The organism is Candidatus Dependentiae bacterium, assembly GCA_020431705.1.
GTDB lineage: Bacteria > Babelota > Babeliae > Babelales > Vermiphilaceae > JAGQHQ01.
Genome location: JAGQHQ010000003.1, coordinates 17,000 through 37,421, shown reverse-complemented (window position 1 = coordinate 37,421; position 20,422 = coordinate 17,000). Strand labels below are relative to the sequence as shown.

22 protein-coding genes are annotated in these 20,422 nt (G+C 37.3%); 14 read left to right on the top strand and 8 right to left on the bottom strand.

The features are described from left to right. Positions 1-65 precede the first annotated feature (65 nt). The gene (gene hflX, locus KC460_01465; GenBank protein ID MCA9770021.1) at positions 66-1,175 is read right to left on the bottom strand and encodes a GTPase HflX; all 1,110 of its coding nucleotides are present in this window, start codon (positions 1,173-1,175) and stop codon (positions 66-68) included. Between the two features lie 220 nt (positions 1,176-1,395). Here hflX and KC460_01460 point away from each other — a divergent pair, with 220 nt between their 5' ends. The 7 genes from KC460_01460 (at position 1,396) to KC460_01430 (ending at position 6,269) form a co-directional block, all read left to right on the top strand. Beyond that, complete coding sequence (locus KC460_01460; GenBank protein ID MCA9770020.1) at positions 1,396-1,629, top strand: hypothetical protein; 234 nt, start codon at positions 1,396-1,398, stop codon at positions 1,627-1,629. A 17-nt stretch (positions 1,630-1,646) separates the two neighbouring features. Beyond that, complete coding sequence (locus tag KC460_01455; protein ID MCA9770019.1) at positions 1,647-2,057, top strand: hypothetical protein; 411 nt, start codon at positions 1,647-1,649, stop codon at positions 2,055-2,057. Between the two features lie 114 nt (positions 2,058-2,171). After that, complete coding sequence (ffh, locus tag KC460_01450; protein MCA9770018.1) at positions 2,172-3,500, top strand: signal recognition particle protein; 1,329 nt, start codon at positions 2,172-2,174, stop codon at positions 3,498-3,500. A gap of 37 nt (positions 3,501-3,537) precedes the next feature. Further along, positions 3,538-3,864: a 30S ribosomal protein S16 gene (rpsP, locus tag KC460_01445; GenBank protein ID MCA9770017.1), complete on the top strand. Its 327-nt coding sequence runs from the start codon at positions 3,538-3,540 to the stop codon at positions 3,862-3,864. 6 nt (positions 3,865-3,870) lie between these two features. Further along, positions 3,871-5,178 (top strand): tRNA (guanosine(37)-N1)-methyltransferase TrmD, encoded by a 1,308-nt coding sequence (gene trmD / locus KC460_01440; GenBank protein ID MCA9770016.1) that lies wholly within the window; start codon positions 3,871-3,873, stop codon positions 5,176-5,178. Between the two features lie 84 nt (positions 5,179-5,262). After that, positions 5,263-5,721 carry a 50S ribosomal protein L19 gene (gene rplS, locus KC460_01435; protein ID MCA9770015.1) on the top strand — a complete coding sequence of 153 codons (459 nt, stop codon included), beginning with the start codon at positions 5,263-5,265 and terminating at the stop codon, positions 5,719-5,721. A gap of 83 nt (positions 5,722-5,804) precedes the next feature. Further along, positions 5,805-6,269 carry a hypothetical protein gene (locus KC460_01430; GenBank protein ID MCA9770014.1) on the top strand — a complete coding sequence of 155 codons (465 nt, stop codon included), beginning with the start codon at positions 5,805-5,807 and terminating at the stop codon, positions 6,267-6,269. Positions 6,270-6,322: 53 nt separating this feature from the next. On the opposite strand, the gene KC460_01425 is transcribed toward KC460_01430, so the two are convergent. The 4 genes from KC460_01425 to KC460_01410 form a co-directional block, all read right to left on the bottom strand. Further along, positions 6,323-6,640, bottom strand: coding sequence for a hypothetical protein (locus tag KC460_01425; protein MCA9770013.1), 318 nt, complete (start codon positions 6,638-6,640; stop codon positions 6,323-6,325). Positions 6,641-6,740: 100 nt separating this feature from the next. Next, a complete protein-coding gene (locus KC460_01420) occupies positions 6,741-7,163 on the bottom strand; it encodes a hypothetical protein (GenBank protein MCA9770012.1) in 423 nt (140 codons plus the stop codon). 92 nt (positions 7,164-7,255) lie between these two features. Further along, positions 7,256-8,650: a UDP-N-acetylmuramate--L-alanine ligase gene (locus KC460_01415; protein ID MCA9770011.1), complete on the bottom strand. Its 1,395-nt coding sequence runs from the start codon at positions 8,648-8,650 to the stop codon at positions 7,256-7,258. 33 nt (positions 8,651-8,683) lie between these two features. Then, positions 8,684-9,058 (bottom strand): MerR family transcriptional regulator, encoded by a 375-nt coding sequence (locus KC460_01410; GenBank protein MCA9770010.1) that lies wholly within the window; start codon positions 9,056-9,058, stop codon positions 8,684-8,686. Between the two features lie 239 nt (positions 9,059-9,297). Here KC460_01410 and yidC point away from each other — a divergent pair, with 239 nt between their 5' ends. From yidC to KC460_01395, 3 genes are all read left to right on the top strand, one after another. Next, on the top strand, positions 9,298-10,857 hold the full coding sequence (gene yidC / locus KC460_01405; protein MCA9770009.1) for a membrane protein insertase YidC: 1,560 nt from the start codon (positions 9,298-9,300) through the stop codon (positions 10,855-10,857). A gap of 7 nt (positions 10,858-10,864) precedes the next feature. Beyond that, complete coding sequence (recR, locus tag KC460_01400) at positions 10,865-11,467, top strand: recombination protein RecR (protein ID MCA9770008.1); 603 nt, start codon at positions 10,865-10,867, stop codon at positions 11,465-11,467. Positions 11,468-11,547: 80 nt separating this feature from the next. Next, on the top strand, positions 11,548-12,960 hold the full coding sequence (locus KC460_01395; protein ID MCA9770007.1) for an aminopeptidase P N-terminal domain-containing protein: 1,413 nt from the start codon (positions 11,548-11,550) through the stop codon (positions 12,958-12,960). Positions 12,961-12,966: 6 nt separating this feature from the next. On the opposite strand, the gene KC460_01390 is transcribed toward KC460_01395, so the two are convergent. Both KC460_01390 and KC460_01385 read right to left on the bottom strand, forming a co-directional pair. Continuing rightward, positions 12,967-13,521, bottom strand: coding sequence for a hypothetical protein (locus KC460_01390; GenBank protein ID MCA9770006.1), 555 nt, complete (start codon positions 13,519-13,521; stop codon positions 12,967-12,969). Between the two features lie 107 nt (positions 13,522-13,628). Then, positions 13,629-15,179, bottom strand: coding sequence for a hypothetical protein (locus KC460_01385; GenBank protein MCA9770005.1), 1,551 nt, complete (start codon positions 15,177-15,179; stop codon positions 13,629-13,631). A 210-nt stretch (positions 15,180-15,389) separates the two neighbouring features. Between KC460_01385 and rplM the strand changes: the two genes are divergently transcribed. Continuing rightward, entirely contained in the window at positions 15,390-15,806 is a 417-nt protein-coding gene (rplM, locus tag KC460_01380; GenBank protein MCA9770004.1) for a 50S ribosomal protein L13, read from the top strand. Positions 15,807-15,911: 105 nt separating this feature from the next. Here the strand turns inward: rplM and KC460_01375 are convergent, their stop codons facing one another. Further along, positions 15,912-17,051 carry a site-2 protease family protein gene (locus KC460_01375; protein ID MCA9770003.1) on the bottom strand — a complete coding sequence of 380 codons (1,140 nt, stop codon included), beginning with the start codon at positions 17,049-17,051 and terminating at the stop codon, positions 15,912-15,914. 413 nt (positions 17,052-17,464) lie between these two features. On the opposite strand from KC460_01375, the gene rpsL reads away from it, so the two are divergent. Genes rpsL through fusA form a run of 3 tightly spaced genes read left to right on the top strand, consistent with a single transcriptional unit; the run spans position 17,465 to position 20,413 of the window. After that, complete coding sequence (gene rpsL, locus KC460_01370) at positions 17,465-17,839, top strand: 30S ribosomal protein S12 (GenBank protein ID MCA9770002.1); 375 nt, start codon at positions 17,465-17,467, stop codon at positions 17,837-17,839. Between the two features lie 16 nt (positions 17,840-17,855). Continuing rightward, the gene (gene rpsG, locus KC460_01365; GenBank protein MCA9770001.1) at positions 17,856-18,335 is read left to right on the top strand and encodes a 30S ribosomal protein S7; all 480 of its coding nucleotides are present in this window, start codon (positions 17,856-17,858) and stop codon (positions 18,333-18,335) included. A 14-nt stretch (positions 18,336-18,349) separates the two neighbouring features. Then, positions 18,350-20,413 (top strand): elongation factor G, encoded by a 2,064-nt coding sequence (gene fusA, locus KC460_01360; GenBank protein ID MCA9770000.1) that lies wholly within the window; start codon positions 18,350-18,352, stop codon positions 20,411-20,413. Positions 20,414-20,422: the final 9 nt, after the last annotated feature.

The window sequence follows — 20,422 nt, the reverse complement described above, 5'->3', positions numbered from 1 at the left end:
CGCAAAACCTATATAGTCTTATACCCAATTAATGGAAAAAACAATAGGCTATGTTGGGTAGAAGATTATTCCGTTATCTGCCAAGATGCAAGAAAATCATTTAATTCTTGTAACGTTTCTTTTGAAAGGGAATTTACAATAACCCGTGGCATATATGGAATAATATCTTCCATAAAACGAGTATTGTTTATGATTTTGTCTGCTTTATTGAAAACATAAAGTATTGGTTTATTTACTTTTAATTCAGTCAAAATATCTTGTACTACTTTTATATGATCAGGAAAATTTGGGTTTGATGCATCAACAACATGCAACAATAAATCGGCATACTGTAGCTCTGACAATGTAGATTTAAATGCTTCAATCAATTGATGAGGTAACAGTTGAATAAAGCCGACGGTATCAGACAGTAAGCCTTTTTTCTGCCCATCAATATATAATTCACGTGTTGTAGTATCAAGTGTTGCAAAAAGTTGATCTTGTGCATAGACATTACTTTTAGTTAATGCATTTAAGATTGTAGATTTACCTGCGTTTGTATAACCAATCAAGCAAATATGTGGTACTTGCGCATTTATTCTACGTTTGCGTTGTGTTTCACGTGCTTTATGCATGACTGCAAGTTGACGTCTTAATCTTAAAATATTGTTATTAATGTGGCGTAATTCTTTTTCTTTTGCTGTTTCACCAGGTCCACGTGTACCAAAATGCCCAGCTTGCTGGCTCATAGAAACACCTTTACCAGCAATGCGTGTTTTTTTATACTGTAACATAGCAATACCAACTTGAGTTTTGCCCTCTGCTGAGTGAGCAGCTTTCTCAAAAATCTGCAAAATTAACCCAGTTCTATCTAAAATATTACAATCAAGGATGTCGCTTATGTTACGCTCTTGCTGTGCGGTAAGTGGTTCTGAAACAATGATTTCTTCAATGTTATTTTGTTCACAAAATGTTTTTATTTCTTCGAGTTTACCTTTAGTGATGAAATACGTAGAATCAATCGTTCTAAGCTTAATAAAAAATTCTTTATCATATACTACTCGATTGGTTTTAACCAAATTGGTAAACTCTTCAAAGTATGAATCTATGTTTGCAATAGAGTTATACGGCGCTTGTATGCCTAAAATAAGAGTTTTTTTATGTATTTTTGTAGGTGTATTTTGTTTATGTGCCATAATACCTTTAAGTATAAGACTTGTGGGTTTTTTTGTATAGAAAAATATAGAGTTTTTGATTGTTTCTTAATCTTAAATGGATAGTAAGAAAATTATGAAAAAATAATATATTGCACCTTGTTTTGCGGCAAGAATTTTTTATTGCAATTTGGCTATATTATTGGTTATGATAAAATACGTAAGGTAAGCTAAAATAATACAAAAGGTAAGGGATGGTAGTATGAAAAAATTATTAATAGCGGGTTTAGTGACAATACTTTTTGTTGGGTTATATGCGCAAGAGGGTCTGAAAGAAAAAAAGCTTGGAGAAAAAGCTGAGTTATTTAACGATAAACAAAAGGAACTCTTTGGTGGCATTGTTAAATCTGCCTTGGAAGCGTCAGAATTACCAGAAGTGAAAAATGCAGGAATACAACTGCAAGATAGTTTCAAAAATTGCTACATGTGTATATGAATGGTTGGAGCGCTAAATTGAATGATGTAGAAAAGAATATTGTTTATCCAATAATGTTGCAAGCAAAAGAGCTGGTTGTATTAGAGGCGATGTATTCTGCTCAATATCCTGATTCAAGTATGAGGCCTAAAGAGGTGAATGAGGAGATGATAGATAAAATAATGGCAGTTGGGTTTTCTGCTGTACCAATCATGATGGGTGCGGGAGATACGTTGAAAAAAACTAAGATTGACGAAAATCTAAGGAATAATATAATAAAGCTTTTTCAGCAGACAATTGATCCAGTTGTTGAGCTATTTAAGCCAGTAAACTTATCACCGACAAAAGAGGTTCTACCCAAACCAATTATTGATTCGGCTAAATCGGTGGAGTTACCAGCTCCTAAGCAAGTAAAGGTTCCGGTAGCTAGAAAACCATTAAGTCAATAAGGATTGAGTAGCGAGCTTTTATTTGCTTACAAAGATGCTTATTTTTGGTACAATAAAAATTGAATAATATTCGATATACAATGCAGGACATCAGCAATAAAGGCATAGTAACGTATGTTTGATTTTTTAACCAATAAACTCTCGTCAATTTTTTCTACAATCAGTGATAGTAGTCGTTTGACAGAAAAAAATATTAAAGATGCTCTTAATAGTGTGCAGGACGCATTGCTTCAAGCAGATGTGCCATATGATTTAGTACAAGTGTTTATCGAAAATGTAAAAAAGGAAGTGATTGGGCAAAAAGTAATTGCCGCTCTTAAGCCGGGTGAGCAGCTTGTGAAAGTGGTACATGATCAACTGAAGGATTTTTTAGGCGATCAAAAAGAAGTGAAAAAATTTGAGTTTCAGTTTCCGTCTACCGTAATGGTTATGGGTTTACAAGGTTCCGGTAAAACAACGACATTATCAAAATTAGCATTTTGGATTAAAAAAGATAAAAAAAATAAGAGCAAAAAAGTTTTGCTTGGATCAGTTGATTTTTATCGTCCTGCAGCAATTGATCAATTGGAGATTATTGCAGGACAAGCGGGTGCCGATTTTTATCGTTCACAAGAAACTGATCCGGTGTATGCAGCACGAGATATTCAAAAATATGCAAAGCAGCATAATTATGATGTATTACTTCTTGATACTGCAGGTAGATTGCATGTTGATGACGCTATGCTTAAAGAGTTGCAGGCAATTGATGTAGGCGTACGGCCAACGCATAAACTACTAGTGCTTGATGCGATGACAGGGCAGGAATCGCTTAATGTTGCAAAAACATTTGAAAAGCATGTCGGTTTTGATGCGGTGATAATGAGTAAAATGGATAGTGATAGCCGTGGTGGAGCAGCATTTTCATTTCGTTATGCACTCAAAAAGCAAATTGCATTTATTGGTATTGGTGAAAAGGTTGAAGACTTAGAGCTCTTTCATCCAGACCGTATGGCTGGCAGAATACTCGGTATGGGTGACTTAACGAGTCTGGCAGAAAAGGCAGATGCAACAATTAAAAAATCAGAACAGGAAGCGGCTTATAGTTCATTTATAAGTGGTAACTTTTCGTTGCAAGATTTTGCAAGCCAAATGGATATGATGGGTAGAATAGGGTCAATGAGCTCTTTGCTTAAATATATTCCGGGTATGGGTGGTTTGAAATTGTCCCCCGAGATGATTCAAAAAGGCGAACAAGAGATGAAACGTTTCAAGGCTATTATAAATTCTATGACACCGAAAGAGCGTCTCCGACCGTCTATTTTAGATAAATCTCGCAAAAAAAGAGTTGCTATGGGTGCTGGGGTTGATCTATCACAGGTTAATCAATTGTTACAGCGCTTTGAACAAAGCAAACAATATGTTAAGCTGTTCAAGAAGTTTGGTGGTTTTAAACAACCTTTTTAAGTAAATTATTTATTGTTTTTCATAAAGGATTACGTGCATGCCAGTTAGAATTCGCCTATCGCGTATTGGTAAGAAAAAAGTTCCGTTTTATCGTATTATTGCAGTTGATGGTCGTAAGAAAAGAGACGGTAAGTTTTTGCAAGATTTGGGTACCTATGATGCACTCAACAGCCGTTTGATTCAATTCGACCAAGAAGGTGTTGATAAATGGATTTCTGTTGGCGCACAGCCAAGTGAATCTGCGCTGAAAATTATTAAGCGTTTCAAGCGTGACGGTATTGCTTCTGGCCCAGTTAGGAAAGCTATAGTTGAGCAACCACAACTTGTGGCAGAAGAAAATATCGAAAAAGCTGATAAACAATAGCAGTACATGAATAATATTTCAATTATTTCCGCGTTTCCAGGCTTGTATACAGAATTTCTGAAAACAAGTTTAATCGGTAAAGCACGGGAAAATAAGATTGTTGACGTTAATGTTGATAGTCTTTTTTCGTTTGTATCTCCAAAAGAACGAATTGATGCACCAACCTTTGGCCATGGTGCTGGAATGGTTATCAGGCCAGAGGTTATTCAGCGTGCAATTGAAGCAAAAGAGGCTGAAAAAGGGAATGCATTTAAAATTTTTTTCTCTCCTAATGGCAAAAAATTAAATCAACATGTACTCAAATATATAGCGCAACGTGTTGCTGAAAAAAAACATATAATGCTTTTGCCTGCTCGTTATGAGGGCATGGATGATCGAATTGAGCAAGAATATGCGGATGAAATAATTTCGGTTGGTGATTTTGTATTAATGGGTGGTGATATACCCGCAATGATGTTGCTTGAAGGTTTGCTACGATTTGTGCCTGGTGTTGTTGGTAAACAGGCATCTGTTGAGCACGACTCATTTTCTTGTGCATTTGTTGATTATCCGGAGTACTGTGCGCCGGTTGAGTGGAGAGGACATGTGGTTCCTGAAGTAGTACGATCTGGTAATCATGCTGCTATGGCTACGTGGCGACGAGACGAGGCGGCAAAACGAACGGTATTGCGTCATTTTGATTGGTTGCGTACAAGTGCGCCAACACAGCAAGAGAGGACGCTGGCGTCAAAATATATACCGTCTCACTATGCTGCTCTAATGCATACGGATGTTCTTATTGGTTCTGAGGGAATTGAAGGTACCACGTCGGTAACTTCAATTGATATACATGACATTGCCCGTTCTGCGAAGACATATGGTATTAAAAAGTTTTTTGTTGTTACGCCACTTATTGATCAGCAAAAAATAGTTAGTACACTACTTGATTTCTGGCAAAAAGGTGTAGGAGTAACGTATAACTACAGCCGTCATAGAGCGGTTAAACAGGTTATACTACAAGAATCTCTGGATGAAGTTATTAAAGCAATTGAGCATAAAGAGGGCAAAAAGCCGTTGTTAATTGCAACGTCAGCAAAAACAAGTATACATCAACAAGTTATTACATATCATGATCAAACGAAAGTGTGGGCGCAAGATAGGCCAGTGCTATTCTTGTTTGGTACTGGTCAAGGACTTGCTCAGCGGGTGCTTGAACGTTGTAATTATCTGTTGGTTCCAGTAATTGGATTATCTGATTTTAACCACTTATCAGTTAGGTCTGCGGTGGCAATTATTTTAGATCGTTGGCTTGGATTAAACCAAAAATTAGTTTAGAAATTGGCAAAAAACCTCATTTGGGGTATAGTAAAGAAAGAATTTCGTAAAAATTGATCAATTTTGATGTATATAGGACGCATGATGAAAGCTAAAGGCCTTACTAAGGAAACAATTAACCAATTGGGTGTGTATGAGCGTAATTTTCCTGATTTTAACATTGGCGATACAATAGCAGTATCGCAATGGATTAAGGAGGGGGATAAAAAGCGTTTGCAGGTGTTTCAGGGTTTTGTTCTCAGAATGAGTGAAAACGGTGCGTCTAAAACATTTACTGTACGAAAAATTGGTGCAAATAGTATTTCAGTTGAACGTATTTATCCATACTATTCTCCATTAATCGAGTCAATTAAATTTGTGAGCAAAGGTAAAGTGCGTCGTGCGTATCTTGGCTATATGAGAGATCGAACAGGTAAGCGTTCTCGTGTACAAGAGTTGGTCAGAACTCGTCAACAAAAAGATCAAATTGCTCAAGCTCATGCCAACGATATTACTGCTCCAGAAGAGCCAGAAGTGCAAGAGCATACCGAGAATAAAGAGTAGAGAATGTCAAAAGTGTTGATAATACTTTTTCCCGCCGGCTTTTAAAGCAATGGCGGGATTTTTTATTATCCTGGAGGTAGGTGGTGAGCATAAAAAGATTGGTAACTATACTTTGCCTACTATTATTTGTTTCTAGTTGTTCAAAAAACGTTAGGAAACAAAAAGAGTTAGATCAACAACTTTCGCCAGTTAAAGAACATCTTGAAACTGCTACTATGGTATTAGAACAAGATTTACTTGAAGCGAAATTAATTGATATTCCGCTTCCATTTGGTTTGGAACCTATTGAGTGCTTTACGTGTATAGATAATAAAAATAATAAGGTCATTATCGGATATTATGCTAAATTTGACAGTCAACAGGAACTTAAAATGTTTTATAAAAAAGAGATGGAGTGTCTTGGTTGGCAAGAGCGAAATTGTTTTGAAGGAAAAGAGTTATTGCTAATATTTGATAGGCCAGGAAAAATGTGTATTGTTTCAATTCGACCTGAGAAAAATGAAAAAGTTGAATTGGTACTATTTGTTGGTCAACAAGATATGATATAAAAAAACCCGGGGATAACCCCGGGTTTTTGCACGAACAATTTTTTATGTGCAAATTACATTTTTTTTATGTTCGTGGCGTTACGTTGTACTTGATCACGTTTGACCATGTGCTTCATTTTTTTCTTACCATTTTTCATTTTTTTGTGTTCGTTGCGCATTTTTCTCTCTTCGCGGCGAGGATGCTTAGTATGTTCCATTCTGATAATGCGGCCACGATCGTCAATTTTTTTGAAATACAATGGATGTGTAGTAATGTATGAATTAGTGCCATAGCGTTGTGCAAAATTTGCTGCGCGAATTGTCTCAAAGAATGCAATGCCGGCAAAAGCAGCAAAAATGGCAAACAAAAGTTTTTGTATTGATTGTTTCACGATATCTCCTTTTTATATCAGCACACTTTCCCAAAAAAATTATGTTATTTTATGTTTTTGTCAAGTATTCAAAGATTGTGTAGCGAAACTAATCCGTATTTTAGTATTTTTTTGATTTAGAAGATGATCCTTTTTTACGTAATACTGAAGGTCGACTCTGTGTATCTTCTTGGTCGTCATCATCTTCATTATATTCTTCATCTTCGAAATCATCATCTTCTTCGTCGTAATATTCGTCGTCAGCATAATAATATTTTCTGCCGCTTGCAGCACCAGTGATCAAACCAAGGCCTGCACCTACTCCGGCACCAATACCAGCACCTCTACCACCACCAGCAAGGCCACCAATTGCTGCACCACCAAGAGCACCACCTAAGAGTCCAAGACCTGCTCTTCTTCCACGGTTAGAATAATAATAATGACCATCTCTGTCTCGACGACGGCGTGCGGAGACTGGTTGTTTATATGCCAGGCCTACGATAACCGCGCATATAGCGATCACTGCAATTAAACCTTTCTTCATCACTACTCCCCTAATCTTAAACATTGCACGTATATAGTTATCCTATTCTTGATAAATATACAAATTGGCAATGAGCAATAGCAATGGTTTTATCAAACAAGATATTGTGCGAGTTGGTTGATTTTACCTGCCCCAAGGAGCAATATGAGGTCGTCTTTTTGTACATTCTTTATAAGTTCTTTTTTGATAGAGCAGAAATCATACTCGTATGGTACATATGTGACTGTAAATGGAGGATTATGCTGTAAAAGTGCTTGTGCAAATTTTTTACTTGTAATGTTTGTAATGGGTGCTTCGCTCGCGGGATAAATATCAGTAATGATGAGGCTATCAATATTGCTGTTTAGAAATGTTTGGATAAACATATCCCAGAGTTTATGGGTACGAGTGTATCGATGTGGCTGGAAAACAACAGTAAGATTTTTCTTTGAGCGTTTTCTTGCAGTAAGTAACGTGCATTCAATCTCTTTAGGATGGTGCCCATAATCATCAAAAATTTCTGCACCAGCAAATGTTGTGCCTTTGTAGCTAAAACGTCGCTCAATACCTTTGAAGGTGTTTAATGATCGTGCAATAGTGGTAAAGGAAATGCCTAGTTCTCGTGCAAGGGCAATTGCAGCAAGAGCATTCAATATGTTGTGTCTGCCTGGCATAGTAAGCTCTATAGATCCCACAAGAGTGTTACTTTTTTGTTCCCAGAGGCTAAATATTGATTTTTCAGGATAAAGAGTGATGTCTTTTGCTGTAATATCAGCTTCTGGTGATATTATACCATATTTAATAAACTGTATGTGTGGTAGTGGTAAAAGTGATTGCACATTGAGATCATCAATACAAATAATTGCTTTTCCATAAAAGGGTATATTATTTAAAAAATGTTTAAATGTTTGTTTAATATCTTCTAAATTTTTATATGTTTCTAAATGCTCTAAATCAATGTTAGTAACAATGGCAAGTGTTGCATGCAAATGTGATAATGATCGGTCGCTTTCATCCGCTTCTGCAACGAGAAAATCACCTTGCCCAAGTCGTGCATTGGTAGATATGTTTTTTAAATTACCGCCAATGATTACGGTTGGATCGAGCTGTGCATTAATTAATATGTGAGAAATAAGTGAAGTTGTTGTTGTTTTACCATGTGATCCTGCAATGGCTATGCTGTATTTTGTGCGCATGAGCTCTGCTAGCATAAGTGCTCGTCCAATAGTAGCAACACCACGTTTTTGTGCTGCAATAATTTCAGGATTGTTAGCTTTTATGGCAGAGGAATAAACAAGGATGTCAATAGTATTTTGATGGCACAAAAGTTGGTTATTACCCTCAACTATTGTTGCACCAAGTGCCTTGAGGTCTACAATTGTTTTTTGCTGCAAGTCTGTATCGCAACCAGATATTTCATAACCTTGGTAAGCAAGAATCGTGGCAATGCCACTCATGCCAATGCCTCCGATACCAACAAAATGAATGTGAGCTTTTTTTCTGTACATAGTGTAGGTAAAGGTAATGTAAAAAAAGAATATTCACAAGAGTTCTCTGAGCTTTACTAACTGTTTTTGCAAATTACGAAGTTGTGACTCCAATTCTTTTTGTTCTTTTGAAACGTTCTGTTTATCTGGAGTTATTATATTTGTTTTAATAGAAGGACGAACTGTAATGGGTACCAGATCTTTTTCTAGTTGTTTTTGTGCGCCAGCAATGGTAAATCCTCTCTCATAAAGAAGTTCTCTAATTTTTTTAAATTGTTCTAGGTCTTTTTCATCATAAAAACGTTGCCCGCCAGAAGAACGATGTGTTACAAGATTGAATTCCTTTTCCCAAAAGCGAATAACAAACTTTTCCACACCGAGATGTTTGGCAAGTTGTCCTATTCTAAAACGTCTTTTTTCCATTTTCATATACTCTTCCTTTTTTAATACCAGAAATCAAGACGATACATTTAAGATGGTGAAGTTGAAGCTTTCCAAGGTTGTTATAACTCATTACTAGTGCTGGCGCAAGACCTTTTTCTTTGCTACTCTTTAACAGATACTGTATTACTTCATAAATGTGGTGTTCGTCAAAAAATAATTCCTATTTGAATTGCCGGTTTCAATGTGTGGTTTTTTTTAATCTATGAGAAAGAGGTATGCCGAGAATGAATATTAAGTTTAAAGATTTATTGCTTCCATTAGGATTTGCTTTGGTTATAACGTGGGGGTTTCAGTATTTTTTTATAAACCATGCTGGTAATAATATTTCAAAAGAAACCGGGGTTGTTTCTGGTCAAACATTTGTCGCACCACAAACAAAACAAACGCTTAAGCCGCTCAACACAGAAGTTGATTTTTTTGATGAGCAGCGTGCTGTTCCTGTACAAGAAACAATTGTTGAAACTGAGTTTGCTCGTTATATATTTTCAACTGATGGGGGATGTTTGCAAAGCGTTTTATTTAAGCGCGCAATAAATGGCCAGCAGGAAACAATTACAACCGTTGCTGCGCCTCCGGAAAATGAGCGTGAAGTAAGATGTTTTTTATTAGCACTTGGAGAAAAAACACCATATTACTATAATTTAGCTAATAAAAAAGACAATGACGAGACGGTAAAGCTTGCTTACAAGGCAGAAACAGATCAAGCTTTGGTAATCAAGACGTTTACTATACATAAAAAAACACACAAAATTGATGTGGAAATCGGTGTGCAGCCAAAAGTTAATAAGTCATTAGAGGCTCGGTTGTTTTTTTCTGCACCTCGGATGCTAGAACTTGGTGAATACGATGTGGTATCAGCAGTGATGAATGATGCACAAGGATCAATAACGAGAACAGCAAGAAATAGTATTGATCTTAATCAAGGGCGTTACACACCATCATTTTTTGGTGCAGACAATCGTTACTTCATCCATGTGCTTATTGATGATATTCAAGGTTTTGCCAGTCGAGCATATTACAAGTTAACTGGCAAGGATGATCTGTTTGCTATTTTAGAAAGTTCTGAAATTACCAAGCAAACGTCATGGAAGCTTTCGTTTTATTTTGGTCCAAAAGAAGAGAATGCTATGGTAGCAGTTGATCAGCGTTTGGAGCAGACGCTGGGCTATTCGGGTTGGTTTGCTTTTATTTCTAAGTTCTTACTTAAAGTTTTAAAATTTTTTTATAGCTATTTACGCAATTACGGACTTGCCATTATTCTTTTGACTATTATTATGCGCCTTGTAATGTTTCCGTTTACCATCAATACATATGAGCAGCGTAAAAAAGGTTCCGAATATAAGAAGAAGCTGGCTTATTTACAGCAAAAATATAAAAGTGATCCAGAACGGCTAGCTCAAGAGCGGGCGGCATTAATAAAAAAACATGGTTTACCTGGTATTGGGGGGTGTTTGCCAATGTTGTTGCAGTTGCCAGTTTTTATAGCACTTAGTCGTTTGCTCAATAGCTCGTTTGAATTGTATCATGCACCATTTTTCTGGGTTAAAGATCTTTCGGCAAAAGATCCGTATTACATTTTACCTTTCTTGGTATTTTTTGCGATGTTGATCCAAGCGGTAACTATGCCGGGAAACAAAGAATCAAGACTGCCAATGCTAGGCATGGCATTTGTTTTTGGTGCAATTGCTGCAAATTTTTCTGCTGGTCTTGCATTATATATTTTTATTAGTACATCGCTTTCTGTGTTTCAGGCAATTGTTACGACCAAAATGAATCGAGCATAGTAGAATTATGATACAAAAAATTCCAGCGTTGGCTCAGCTACTCAAAGTGTTACAACAAGTACCATATTTGGCGTCAAAAAATTTGTATCGTGTAGCAACGTATTTTTTAACGCTGGATGAGCATAATATTGAGCAATTTTGCAAAACATTGCTTTTGGTTAAAAAAACAATTGTTCCTTGTCAAATATGCTTTGTCTGGAAGCAAAAAGGTGTTGATTGTGTTTTTTGCTCTGCACCAAAAAGAGATCAACATATTGTATGTGTCGTTGAATCGTGGCAAGAGCTACTTTCAATAGAAAAGACAGAAGGATACACAGGTGTATACCATATTTTGGGTGGCTTAATATGTCCACTTGAAGGTATAGGTCCGGATGATTTGACTATTAGTGCGCTTGCAAAACGTGTTGAAGAAAACAAAATACAAGAAATTATTTTAGCATTTAATCAAACACCTGAGGGTGAAGCAACAGCAGCTTTTATTGCGCGTACACTTAAAGTGTTCTCTGTAAAAATTTCATGCCTTGCGCGCGGTATGCCTGTTGGCTCATCATTGGAAACAATGGATCGCTTGACTGTATATAAAGCACTGTCTGAAAGAAAGCCCTTTTAATGTTTTTAATTCAACGTTATGGTGTAATAGTGAGGTAAGCGGAGAAGGATGAGGGAGAAAGCGGGATAGAGTAAATAGTAATGAAAAAGCAGATATGTATGGTTACTGTTTTTATATTAGTGTGTGTAGCAAAAGGATTTGGTATGTCTGGAGGGAGCGCTTTGGTAAATGACTTTTCTATGCATGTGCTGCGTAGAAAAGAATTGATTAACACAATAAAACAAGAGTATTCCAATAAAAAGGGTGTTGTTGTATTATTTGCTGGCTTTGAAGATGATCGCCATGTATTTAGGCAAGAAAGTTCTTTTTACTATTTAACGGGAATAAAAGAAGCAAGTACGGTATTGGTGATGGATATGGATGGTGAGACTACGCTGTATCTGCCAAATTGCGGTGTGAGCCGAAGTAGTTGGATTTATTCTCCTGTTGAGCTTACGCAGGAAAATGCCAAAATAATGGGTATAGATTCAGTTACAACTCTTGGTCAACCATGCAGAGGATATCAGTTACATCCATACTTTGCACAAAGTGAGTATCAAGCACTTTTGGAGCGCCTTGATAATGAAATTAAAAATGGAGGATCGATCTTTACGCTTGTACCAGATAATGCACATGAATATCAGCAGCAACGATTAGTATTAAACCGTATTTCTCAATTTATTCTAGATTTTCCTCAACTGTTGGTTGATATTTCGGGACATGTTGCAGCAATGCGTCAACGTAAAGATATAAAGGAGATAGAAAAATTATATAAAGCAGTAGAAATTACGGTAATGGCTCACGAGGCGGCAGCAGGGGTTATTGCTCCAGATGTGTCTGAATGTGAAGTGCAAGCAAGTATTGAATATATGTTTATTGGCTCATATGCGCGCGCAGCATTTCCAGGTATTGTTGCAGGCGGAAAAAATGGTACTATTTTGCATTACACAGCAAACAAAGATACCTTAAAAGCGGGCGATCTGGTTGTTGTAGATATTGGTGCAGAATACGACTATTATTGTGCTGATATTACACGTACATATCCAGTTTCTGGCAAATTTACAGAATGGCAAAAGAAAATTTATAATTTTGTGTTAGAAACGCAAGATTATATTGCATCTCTTGCACGTCCTGGCTATTGGCTTTCTAATAAAGACTATCCCGAAAAGTCATTGAATCATTTGGCAAAAAAATATTTACAAGAGTGCGGTTACGGAGATTATTTTATTCATGGTATTGGACACTATCTTGGCTTAGATGTTCATGATGTTGGTGATTATAAACGACCATTACAAGAAGGGGATGTTATTACTATTGAGCCTGGTATTTATATCCCAGAGGAAAAAATTGGTATTCGAATTGAAGATGATTATTGGATTGTTAAAGACGGCGCGATATGTCTAAGTGAACATCTTCCCAAAAAACCAGAAGAAATTGAGGCTATGGTTCAGCAGAATGTGGAGTACACAAAACCACAGTTAGTTCATGATTTTGTAACAGAAGCGCGTAGCTAGATTTTTTTAAGCCAAAACGAGATAAAGACCACTACCTGTCATTATTAATCCGGTTACTGCTTCAATAATTTTATAGGTAATTTTTTTATCAATGTTACCAACCTCAGTTTCTGCAATTCGTCGTACTCCATCCACAATCATAAAGACGCCACCAGCCATAAGAGTTAGGCCACCAGCAATGCGTGACCCGCGTTTTTTAATATACACCCAGACATCTTGGGTAAGCTTTAATATTTCTGGATCAACGGTGATGTGAATACTTGATTTTGATGTGATGGTACCTTTTACCAACTTATCTATCGTATTATCAAGATTTTTTATTGCTTCAGTTATTTCTTTTGCTGCAACCTGTCCTGCATTTTTACCAATGTTTTTTAACTCAGGAGTAAAGGTGTTTGACGCTGTTGCAAGAAGATTTTCCATTCCGGTAGCAACTTTTTCTGCAGCTTCTTTACCAATGTCTTTTCCCTCATTCGGCCCAAACATTGGGTATACACTATTGCCATATAAAAGTAATATAAATGTAGCTATAAGAATAGCTTGAGGTGGTTTCCATTTCATTGATACACCTTTTTGTTTTAGTTCTTATTACTAGCTAAGGAGTATATCAATGTAACGAAAAATGTTAAATGGCAATCCTAGAAATAACAAGTTTTAAGGGTGTTTTTTTATTTTTTTGTAACTTTATTTAGGAGATACAATAGTGTGCAGCAGATTCCAACAGCAGTAGTAACTGAAATCGCTGCATTGATTATTGGATGGTAGCTAAGTAAAAAACCAGAGAGGAAGAATGCAATTGTTGTGCCAATGATTGCGGGTAACGCATAGAAGATTTGTGTGTAAGCGTGATCTATAGGATAACATCCAGCACTTGTTGATGCCATAATAGTTGTCTCTGAAATGGGTGAAATTTGATCTCCGCAAACCGAACCGGAAAATATTGCACCGATTACTGGTAGTAATAGCGGGACTTTGCTGAGCATAATGGGTGTTTCTGGGTGGAGTAGGTTGAGGAGTATTGGTACACCGACAGGAAGCATAATTGCCATGGTCCCCCAAGAAGAACCTGTAATTGTTGCAATGACGAGTGAGACGATAAAGAATATACCTGGTAATAAAGTAATATGTACAGTCTCAAGTAATGTTTGTGCTAGGTAATTTCCGATGAATAGATCGCTTCGTAACATAACACCGAATGTTGAAGCAAGTATTACCATTAAAATTGCACCTGTCATTAACAAAACACCACTTTTGATAACAAGATAAATTTCTGCTTTTTTAATTGTATTGCGTATGAGCGTAAGAGCAAAGCCAAGCACAAGGCTAATAGCTCCTGCTGCGCATAGTGTGAAAAAAGGAGAAAAAATTGTATTTAAAAATATAATGCCAAAAATTGAGAGCATTATTAACGTACCGACTGGAATGAGTAGGTCAATTATTGATCCATTCATATGCTCATTTATTTCAAGTGCTTGCTTGGGAGCTGCTTTTCCACCAAATAAATTTCCGGTTTTTTTTGCTATGGTTTCATGATGACGCATTGGGCCAAACGAAATGTGGGTACGAACAATAAACCAGGTGCTGGCAATAATCGTGAATGGATATATAATAAACGGAATAGATTGTATGTATGCATAAAATGGCTCAATTATGATTTTCGTTGTTGCCTTATTTGCTGCGCTATCAATACCCACTAGGGCAAGTTGACCAGTCATATATGCAACCCAGCTGGAAATAGGAGCGAGAATAACAAGAGGCCCAGCAAGAGAATGTACCAAAAATGCTAGCTTTGCTCGTGGAATTTTATATCTATCTGTCAATGGCCTCATTACATAGCCAGTTGTTAAGTTACTCAAATAGTCATCAATAAAAAGAACACAAGAAAGAAGAAGCGATGCTGTTTCAACCATCATACCATTGCGTAGTCGTAGTGTAATACTATGGGCAAAAGCTCGTGCTGCTCCGGTATGATTAATCAGAGCGATTAATATTCCAATGGTAAACAGAAAAAAATAAATATATAAATAATCACGATCAATTATTTGTTTTCCAAGACGATCAATAATGAGATTTATTGTTGGCATAATATAGCAATCTTTTGCAAGGAGTCCTGCGCTGATAATGCCAACCAGTAGAGCTAAATTTAGGTTGCGTTTTCCAAACGCTATGGTTAATACAAGAATTGGTGGTAATAAAACTAACCAGGTGCCAAGTATCATGAAGTTCCTTGTTGTTTAGAGAGGAAAACTGTACATTTATTAGGCACATAGTATACTAATTTACGCTGTTTAAGCAATAATTCCGTACATTCCAGCTACACAGCAAAATAGAGTATATTGGCCAATTTGACCAAAAATGGTTTTTCCTCTACAGTTGTATTTAAGAGTTTAGAAAAATTAAAGTAGCGTGTTAGGTTTTTTATCATGGATATGAATAAAGCGTTTTTTCTCAAAAAAGAAGATGTAAAACCTGTTTGGAAGCATATTAATGCTGAGGGTAAAGTGCTAGGTCGCTTAGCAACTGAGATTGCTAATGTACTTCGTGGAAAAGACAGGGCTTACTTTACGGCACATACAGATTCTGGTGATTATGTGGTCGTTACTAATGCGGAAAAAGTTGTGTTGACTGGTAGCAAGTGGGCAGACAAAGAATATGTTCGCCACAGTGGTTATCCTGGTGGATTGAAGAAAACAACAGCAAAAGAGTTGTTGGCAAAAAAACCAACAGAGATTGTTATTCGAGCGGTTAAAGGTATGTTGCCCAAAAATAAGCTTAATCATAAAATTATCAAAAAATTGAAGGTTTATGCAGGATCTGAGCATCCTCATAAAGCTCAACTGGGATAAATACATACCTAATCGGTGAGAGTAACAGCGATTGAGTGGGCGTGGGGTAGAAAACCGCACGCCTTTTTTAGTATCAAAAAATAGCGTCTAAAAATTGTGAAATTTTTATAGGCGGAATATGTGCAAAATTTTCTGAATATATACTCCTGCAAGGCGATAGATATCTTGTGCGCTTAGGTATACAAACAAGAGTAAGAAGCAGATCCAGCTGGCAATAGCAATGTACTCACGAACTTTAATCGGTAATTGACGGCCAAAAAGTGCTTCAATTAAATGAAATAAGATTTGACCACCATCAAGTATGGGCAGTGGAATCAGATTCAATACAGCTAGATTTATGCTGATGATAGCCAAGAAAATAAAAAAGATTTTCAAACCTTGTCCGGCACCTTTGGCGGTTGCTGCAATAATCATGATTGGGCCGCCCATTTGTTGTACGTCATGCTTGGTTAAAATGTGCTTAAATGCTTTTAATGTGTCGGCAATGAACTTATTAGTCAGTGCTATGCCTGCTTTGATTGAGTCAAGCAATGATTTGCTCCGGATTTCTTGAAGTTCGAAATCTACTCCTAGGGAAGCTATTTTTTCTCCCATAAATTCACGTGAGTCTGTGCTGAGTTTTAGTGTTTTTTCTTTGCCGTCTCGTGCAATGCGTAGTAAAATTTTTTGATTTGCAAGCGGCTTCAACAATTTAAGTAATTTTCCTACGTCATTACCAATTTTTTGATTTTCGACAGCAAGAATAGTATCACCAACTTTCAATCCACCTTTTTGTGCCGCTGAATTATCAGCTACGGTAGATATAGTTGGCTTCATGGTTAGAGGGGCTAACAGGCGAGATTTTGGTAGGCCAGTCATGAAGATTATCACAAAAGTAAAATATGCAAACGCCATATTGAATAAAATACCACCAATCATAACGAGAAATTTTTGCCAAAACGGTTTGATAGCAAATGACTGTTCATCCATTCTATTTGCGTCTTTTTGCTTACCTTGTCCAGGCTCTGCTGATCCTGCAATCTCTACATAGCCACCAAGTGGGATTACTGAAATTTTGAATTCTGTTGAGCCAATCTTTTTGCTGATCAGTCGAGGGCCAAAACCTATAGAAAAAGATGGGGTGTGAATGTTGAATAGTTTACAAAAAAGAAAGTGGCCAAGCTCATGAAATGCTATCAAAAAACTTATTCCTAAAATGCCGATAATAAGAAAAAAGAAGCTTTGAGGTAGACTTACCAAACTCATGTAGAACTCCTTATGTAAGGTGTAGTATGATTTACTTTGTAAAAATAATATAAATATATCCGAATGTACGGTAAAAAAAGTTACTCTGCATAACGTATCATGGATACTTGTGAACGTCCATTATAATTAAACAATAGTAGTATGCAGCTTGTATTTTTTGACAAGAATACGGGGATTGTCAGAATAAAACAGGTAGTGTATTATGTAAATATTTATCACGTCTTGGGCATGTGCGGTCTTTTTGTATAAATATCTTGAAAAAATTCACAAAAAGGGTAAAATACTAGTAGTCTTTGTATCCTGTCAGGTGAGGATTATTACTAAAAAATGTGGTTTTGTGATGAACAAAAGAGTTTTAGAGCAACAAATGTTCTTTGTTGTGTTAATTTAATATTATTTAGGAATATCGCGCTATGCCAACAATAAACCAACTTTGTCGATTTGGAAGAAAAAGAATTAAAATAAAATCAAAGAGTCCAGCCCTTAAAGGAGCTCCTCAGGCTCGTGGTGTGTGTACTCAAGTAAAAACTGTTACACCGAAAAAGCCGAACTCCGCTTTGCGTAAAATAGCTCGTGTGAAACTTTCAACTGGTGTTGAGGTAACGGCGTATATTCCTGGTGAGGGCCATAACTTGCAAGAGCACTCTGTTGTGTTGGTTCGTGGTGGCCGGGTAAAAGATTTACCCGGTGTAAAGTATCACATTGTTCGTGGTGCGCTGGACACTGCTGGTGTGGAAAATAGAAGACAGTCACGTTCACTTTATGGTGCTAAGCGCCCTAAATCATAAATAAAAGGTCATAGATATGCCAAGGCGTAAAAAAGTCGGCTTTAAGCGAGAGGTTGGTGTTGATCCCCGTTTTGGATCTGAACTTATTCAGCGTTTTATTAATGTGGTTATGTGGCGGGGTAAAAAAAATATTGCACGCAAAATAGTATACGAAGCGCTTGATGAACTTGCAAAAAAGGCTGGTTCTCAAGATAAGGCTATTGAGATCTTTCGTAAGGCGTACGATCAGCTTATTCCTGCTGTGGAGGTGAGGTCGCGCCGTGTTGGTGGAAGTGTGTATCAAATTCCACGGCCAGTTGAATCAAGTCGAGCGCGTATTTTAGCATTTCGTTGGCTTATCACTGCAGCTGCAGCGCGTCCCGATAAAACGATGGGAAAGCGTATTGCTCGAGAGCTGGTAGATGCTTTGGATGGGCGTGGTGGCGCTGTTAAGAAGAAGTTGGATGTTCATCGTATGGCAGAGGCTAATAGGGCCTTTTCTCACTATGCGTGGTAAGTTAAAGGTGCATTATGAGTAATCCGTTACAAAAATATAGAAACATTGGCATTGCGGCTCACATCGATGCTGGTAAAACAACAGTTACAGAGCGTATGCTTTTTTACACTGGTATTTCTCACAAAATTGGTGAGGTGCACGAGGGTGAAGCGATTATGGACTGGATGGAGCAAGAGCGAGAGCGTGGTATTACTATTACTTCTGCAGCAACAACTTGCTTCTGGAGAGATCATCAGATCAATATTATTGATACGCCGGGCCACGTAGACTTTACAATCGAGGTTGGTCGATCCTTACGTGTTTTAGATGGTGTTATTGCCGTGTTTAGTGCCGTTGATGGTGTGCAGCCTCAATCGGAGACTGTATGGGGTCAAGCAAATCGTTATCGTGTGCCACGTATTATTTTTGCAAATAAGATGGATCGTATCGGTGCTGATTACTTTCATGTTATTAAAGACGTGAATGAAAAACTGAGCGCTAATGCAGTGGCAATGCAGATGCCTGTTGGAGTGGCAGAAGATTTTAACGGCATTATTGATGTTCTTACCCGCAAAATGGCTATATTTGATGGCCAGATGGGTGAAAAAATTATTTGGTCAGATGTTCCTGCTGAATACGCTGATAAAGTTGAAGAGCTTCGCACGAAAGTAATTGAGGCGGCGTGCGATTTTGACGATATTCTAGCAGATAAGTTTTTAAGCGAGCAGGAAATATCTATTGATGAGATTAAGGCTGCGCTACGTAAGGGTGTAATTTTGCGTGGTGTTACGCTTGCGTTTTGTGGTACAGCATTTAAAAATAAAGGCGTTCAATTGTTGTTGGATGCTGTTGTTGATTATCTGCCTTCACCTTTAGATGTTCCTCCTGTTACTGGTATTATTCCAGGAACAGATCAAGAGGAATTGCGTAAAGCTGATCCAAAAGGACCCTTTGCTGCACTTGTGTTTAAAATTATGACTGACCAATTTGTTGGTGTGCTTAACTTTGTACGTGTGTATTCTGGAGAGTTAAAAGCCGGCTCATATATATACAATGTGCGTACTGGCTCTAAAGAGCGTGTAAGTCGTTTAATTAAGATGCACGCAAATAAGCGTGAAGAAATTGATTTAGTAAAGGCTGGTGACATAGCTGCTGTTATTGGTATTAAAGAGGCAATGACAGGCGACAGTTTATGCGAAGAGGGCAAGCTTATTTTGCTTGAATCGATAGACGTTCCTGCACCGGTAATTTCAACATCAGTTGAGCCAGAAAGTAAGGCAGATTATGAAAAAATGGTGCTGGCTTTACGTAAAATTATGCAAGAAGACCCATCATTTATGTTTACATATAATGAAGAAACTGGGCAAACTGAAATTTCAGGTATGGGAGAGCTTCACCTAGAAATTATTGTTGATCGTTTACGTCGTGAGCATAAAGTTGAGGTTAGGCAAGGTAAGTTGAAGGTTGCTTACAAAGAAACAATTCAAAAAGGGTCAGATGTTGAAGGTAAATTTATCAAACAATCTGGTGGTCGTGGTCAGTATGGTCATGTGTGGATGAAGTTTGAGCCCCTGGAGCGAGGTAAGGGTTTTGAGTTTGAAAATAAAATTGTGGGTGGTACCATTCCACGTGAATTTATTCCTGGAGTACAAAAAGGTGTCGAGGAAGCGAAAAATTCTGGGGTTATTGGAGGCTATCCGGTAGTTGATTTTAAAGCAATATTGTATGATGGATCGTATCACGATGTTGATTCGTCAGAGATTGCATTTAAAGTTGCGGCTTCGATGGCGTTTAGGTCTGGTATGGCTCAGGCTAATCCGGTATTGCTTGAACCCATTATGAAGGTAAATGTTGAAACTCCTGAAGAGTATATGGGTGATGTGATGGGCGATTTGAGCTCTCGTCGTGGTAGAATTTCTGGTATGAATGCTAAAAGTGGAAAACAGGAAATTATAGCTGAAGTTCCACTTGGCGAAATGTTTGGTTATGCAACAGAACTTCGCTCCATGACAAAGGGGCGTGCGAGTTATTCAATGGAATTTGAATGTTATCGTGAGGTTCCCAAGAATATTCAGGATTCAATTGTTGAGAAGAAATAGTTTGATTTT

Excerpts from the sequence above, each read along its gene's own strand:
- KC460_01460 (MCA9770020.1), top strand. The coding sequence starts at position 1,396 with ATGAAAAAATTATTAATAGCGGGTTTAGTGACAATACTTTTTGTTGGG.
- rpsL (MCA9770002.1), top strand. The coding sequence starts at position 17,465 with ATGCCAACAATAAACCAACTTTGTCGATTTGGAAGAAAAAGAATTAAA.
- fusA (MCA9770000.1), top strand. The coding sequence starts at position 18,350 with ATGAGTAATCCGTTACAAAAATATAGAAACATTGGCATTGCGGCTCAC.
- rpsG (MCA9770001.1), top strand. The coding sequence starts at position 17,856 with ATGCCAAGGCGTAAAAAAGTCGGCTTTAAGCGAGAGGTTGGTGTTGAT.
- rpsP (MCA9770017.1), top strand. The coding sequence starts at position 3,538 with ATGCCAGTTAGAATTCGCCTATCGCGTATTGGTAAGAAAAAAGTTCCG.
- KC460_01375 (MCA9770003.1), bottom strand. The coding sequence starts at position 17,051 with ATGAGTTTGGTAAGTCTACCTCAAAGCTTCTTTTTTCTTATTATCGGC.
- hflX (MCA9770021.1), bottom strand. The coding sequence starts at position 1,175 with ATGGCACATAAACAAAATACACCTACAAAAATACATAAAAAAACTCTT.
- KC460_01390 (MCA9770006.1), bottom strand. The coding sequence starts at position 13,521 with ATGAAATGGAAACCACCTCAAGCTATTCTTATAGCTACATTTATATTA.
- KC460_01385 (MCA9770005.1), bottom strand. The coding sequence starts at position 15,179 with ATGATACTTGGCACCTGGTTAGTTTTATTACCACCAATTCTTGTATTA.
- rplM (MCA9770004.1), top strand. The coding sequence starts at position 15,390 with ATGAATAAAGCGTTTTTTCTCAAAAAAGAAGATGTAAAACCTGTTTGG.
- KC460_01415 (MCA9770011.1), bottom strand. The coding sequence starts at position 8,650 with ATGTACAGAAAAAAAGCTCACATTCATTTTGTTGGTATCGGAGGCATT.
- KC460_01395 (MCA9770007.1), top strand. The coding sequence starts at position 11,548 with ATGAAAAAGCAGATATGTATGGTTACTGTTTTTATATTAGTGTGTGTA.
- KC460_01420 (MCA9770012.1), bottom strand. The coding sequence starts at position 7,163 with ATGAAGAAAGGTTTAATTGCAGTGATCGCTATATGCGCGGTTATCGTA.
- yidC (MCA9770009.1), top strand. The coding sequence starts at position 9,298 with ATGAATATTAAGTTTAAAGATTTATTGCTTCCATTAGGATTTGCTTTG.
- KC460_01410 (MCA9770010.1), bottom strand. The coding sequence starts at position 9,058 with ATGAAAATGGAAAAAAGACGTTTTAGAATAGGACAACTTGCCAAACAT.
- trmD (MCA9770016.1), top strand. The coding sequence starts at position 3,871 with ATGAATAATATTTCAATTATTTCCGCGTTTCCAGGCTTGTATACAGAA.
- recR (MCA9770008.1), top strand. The coding sequence starts at position 10,865 with ATGATACAAAAAATTCCAGCGTTGGCTCAGCTACTCAAAGTGTTACAA.
- ffh (MCA9770018.1), top strand. The coding sequence starts at position 2,172 with ATGTTTGATTTTTTAACCAATAAACTCTCGTCAATTTTTTCTACAATC.
- rplS (MCA9770015.1), top strand. The coding sequence starts at position 5,263 with ATGAAAGCTAAAGGCCTTACTAAGGAAACAATTAACCAATTGGGTGTG.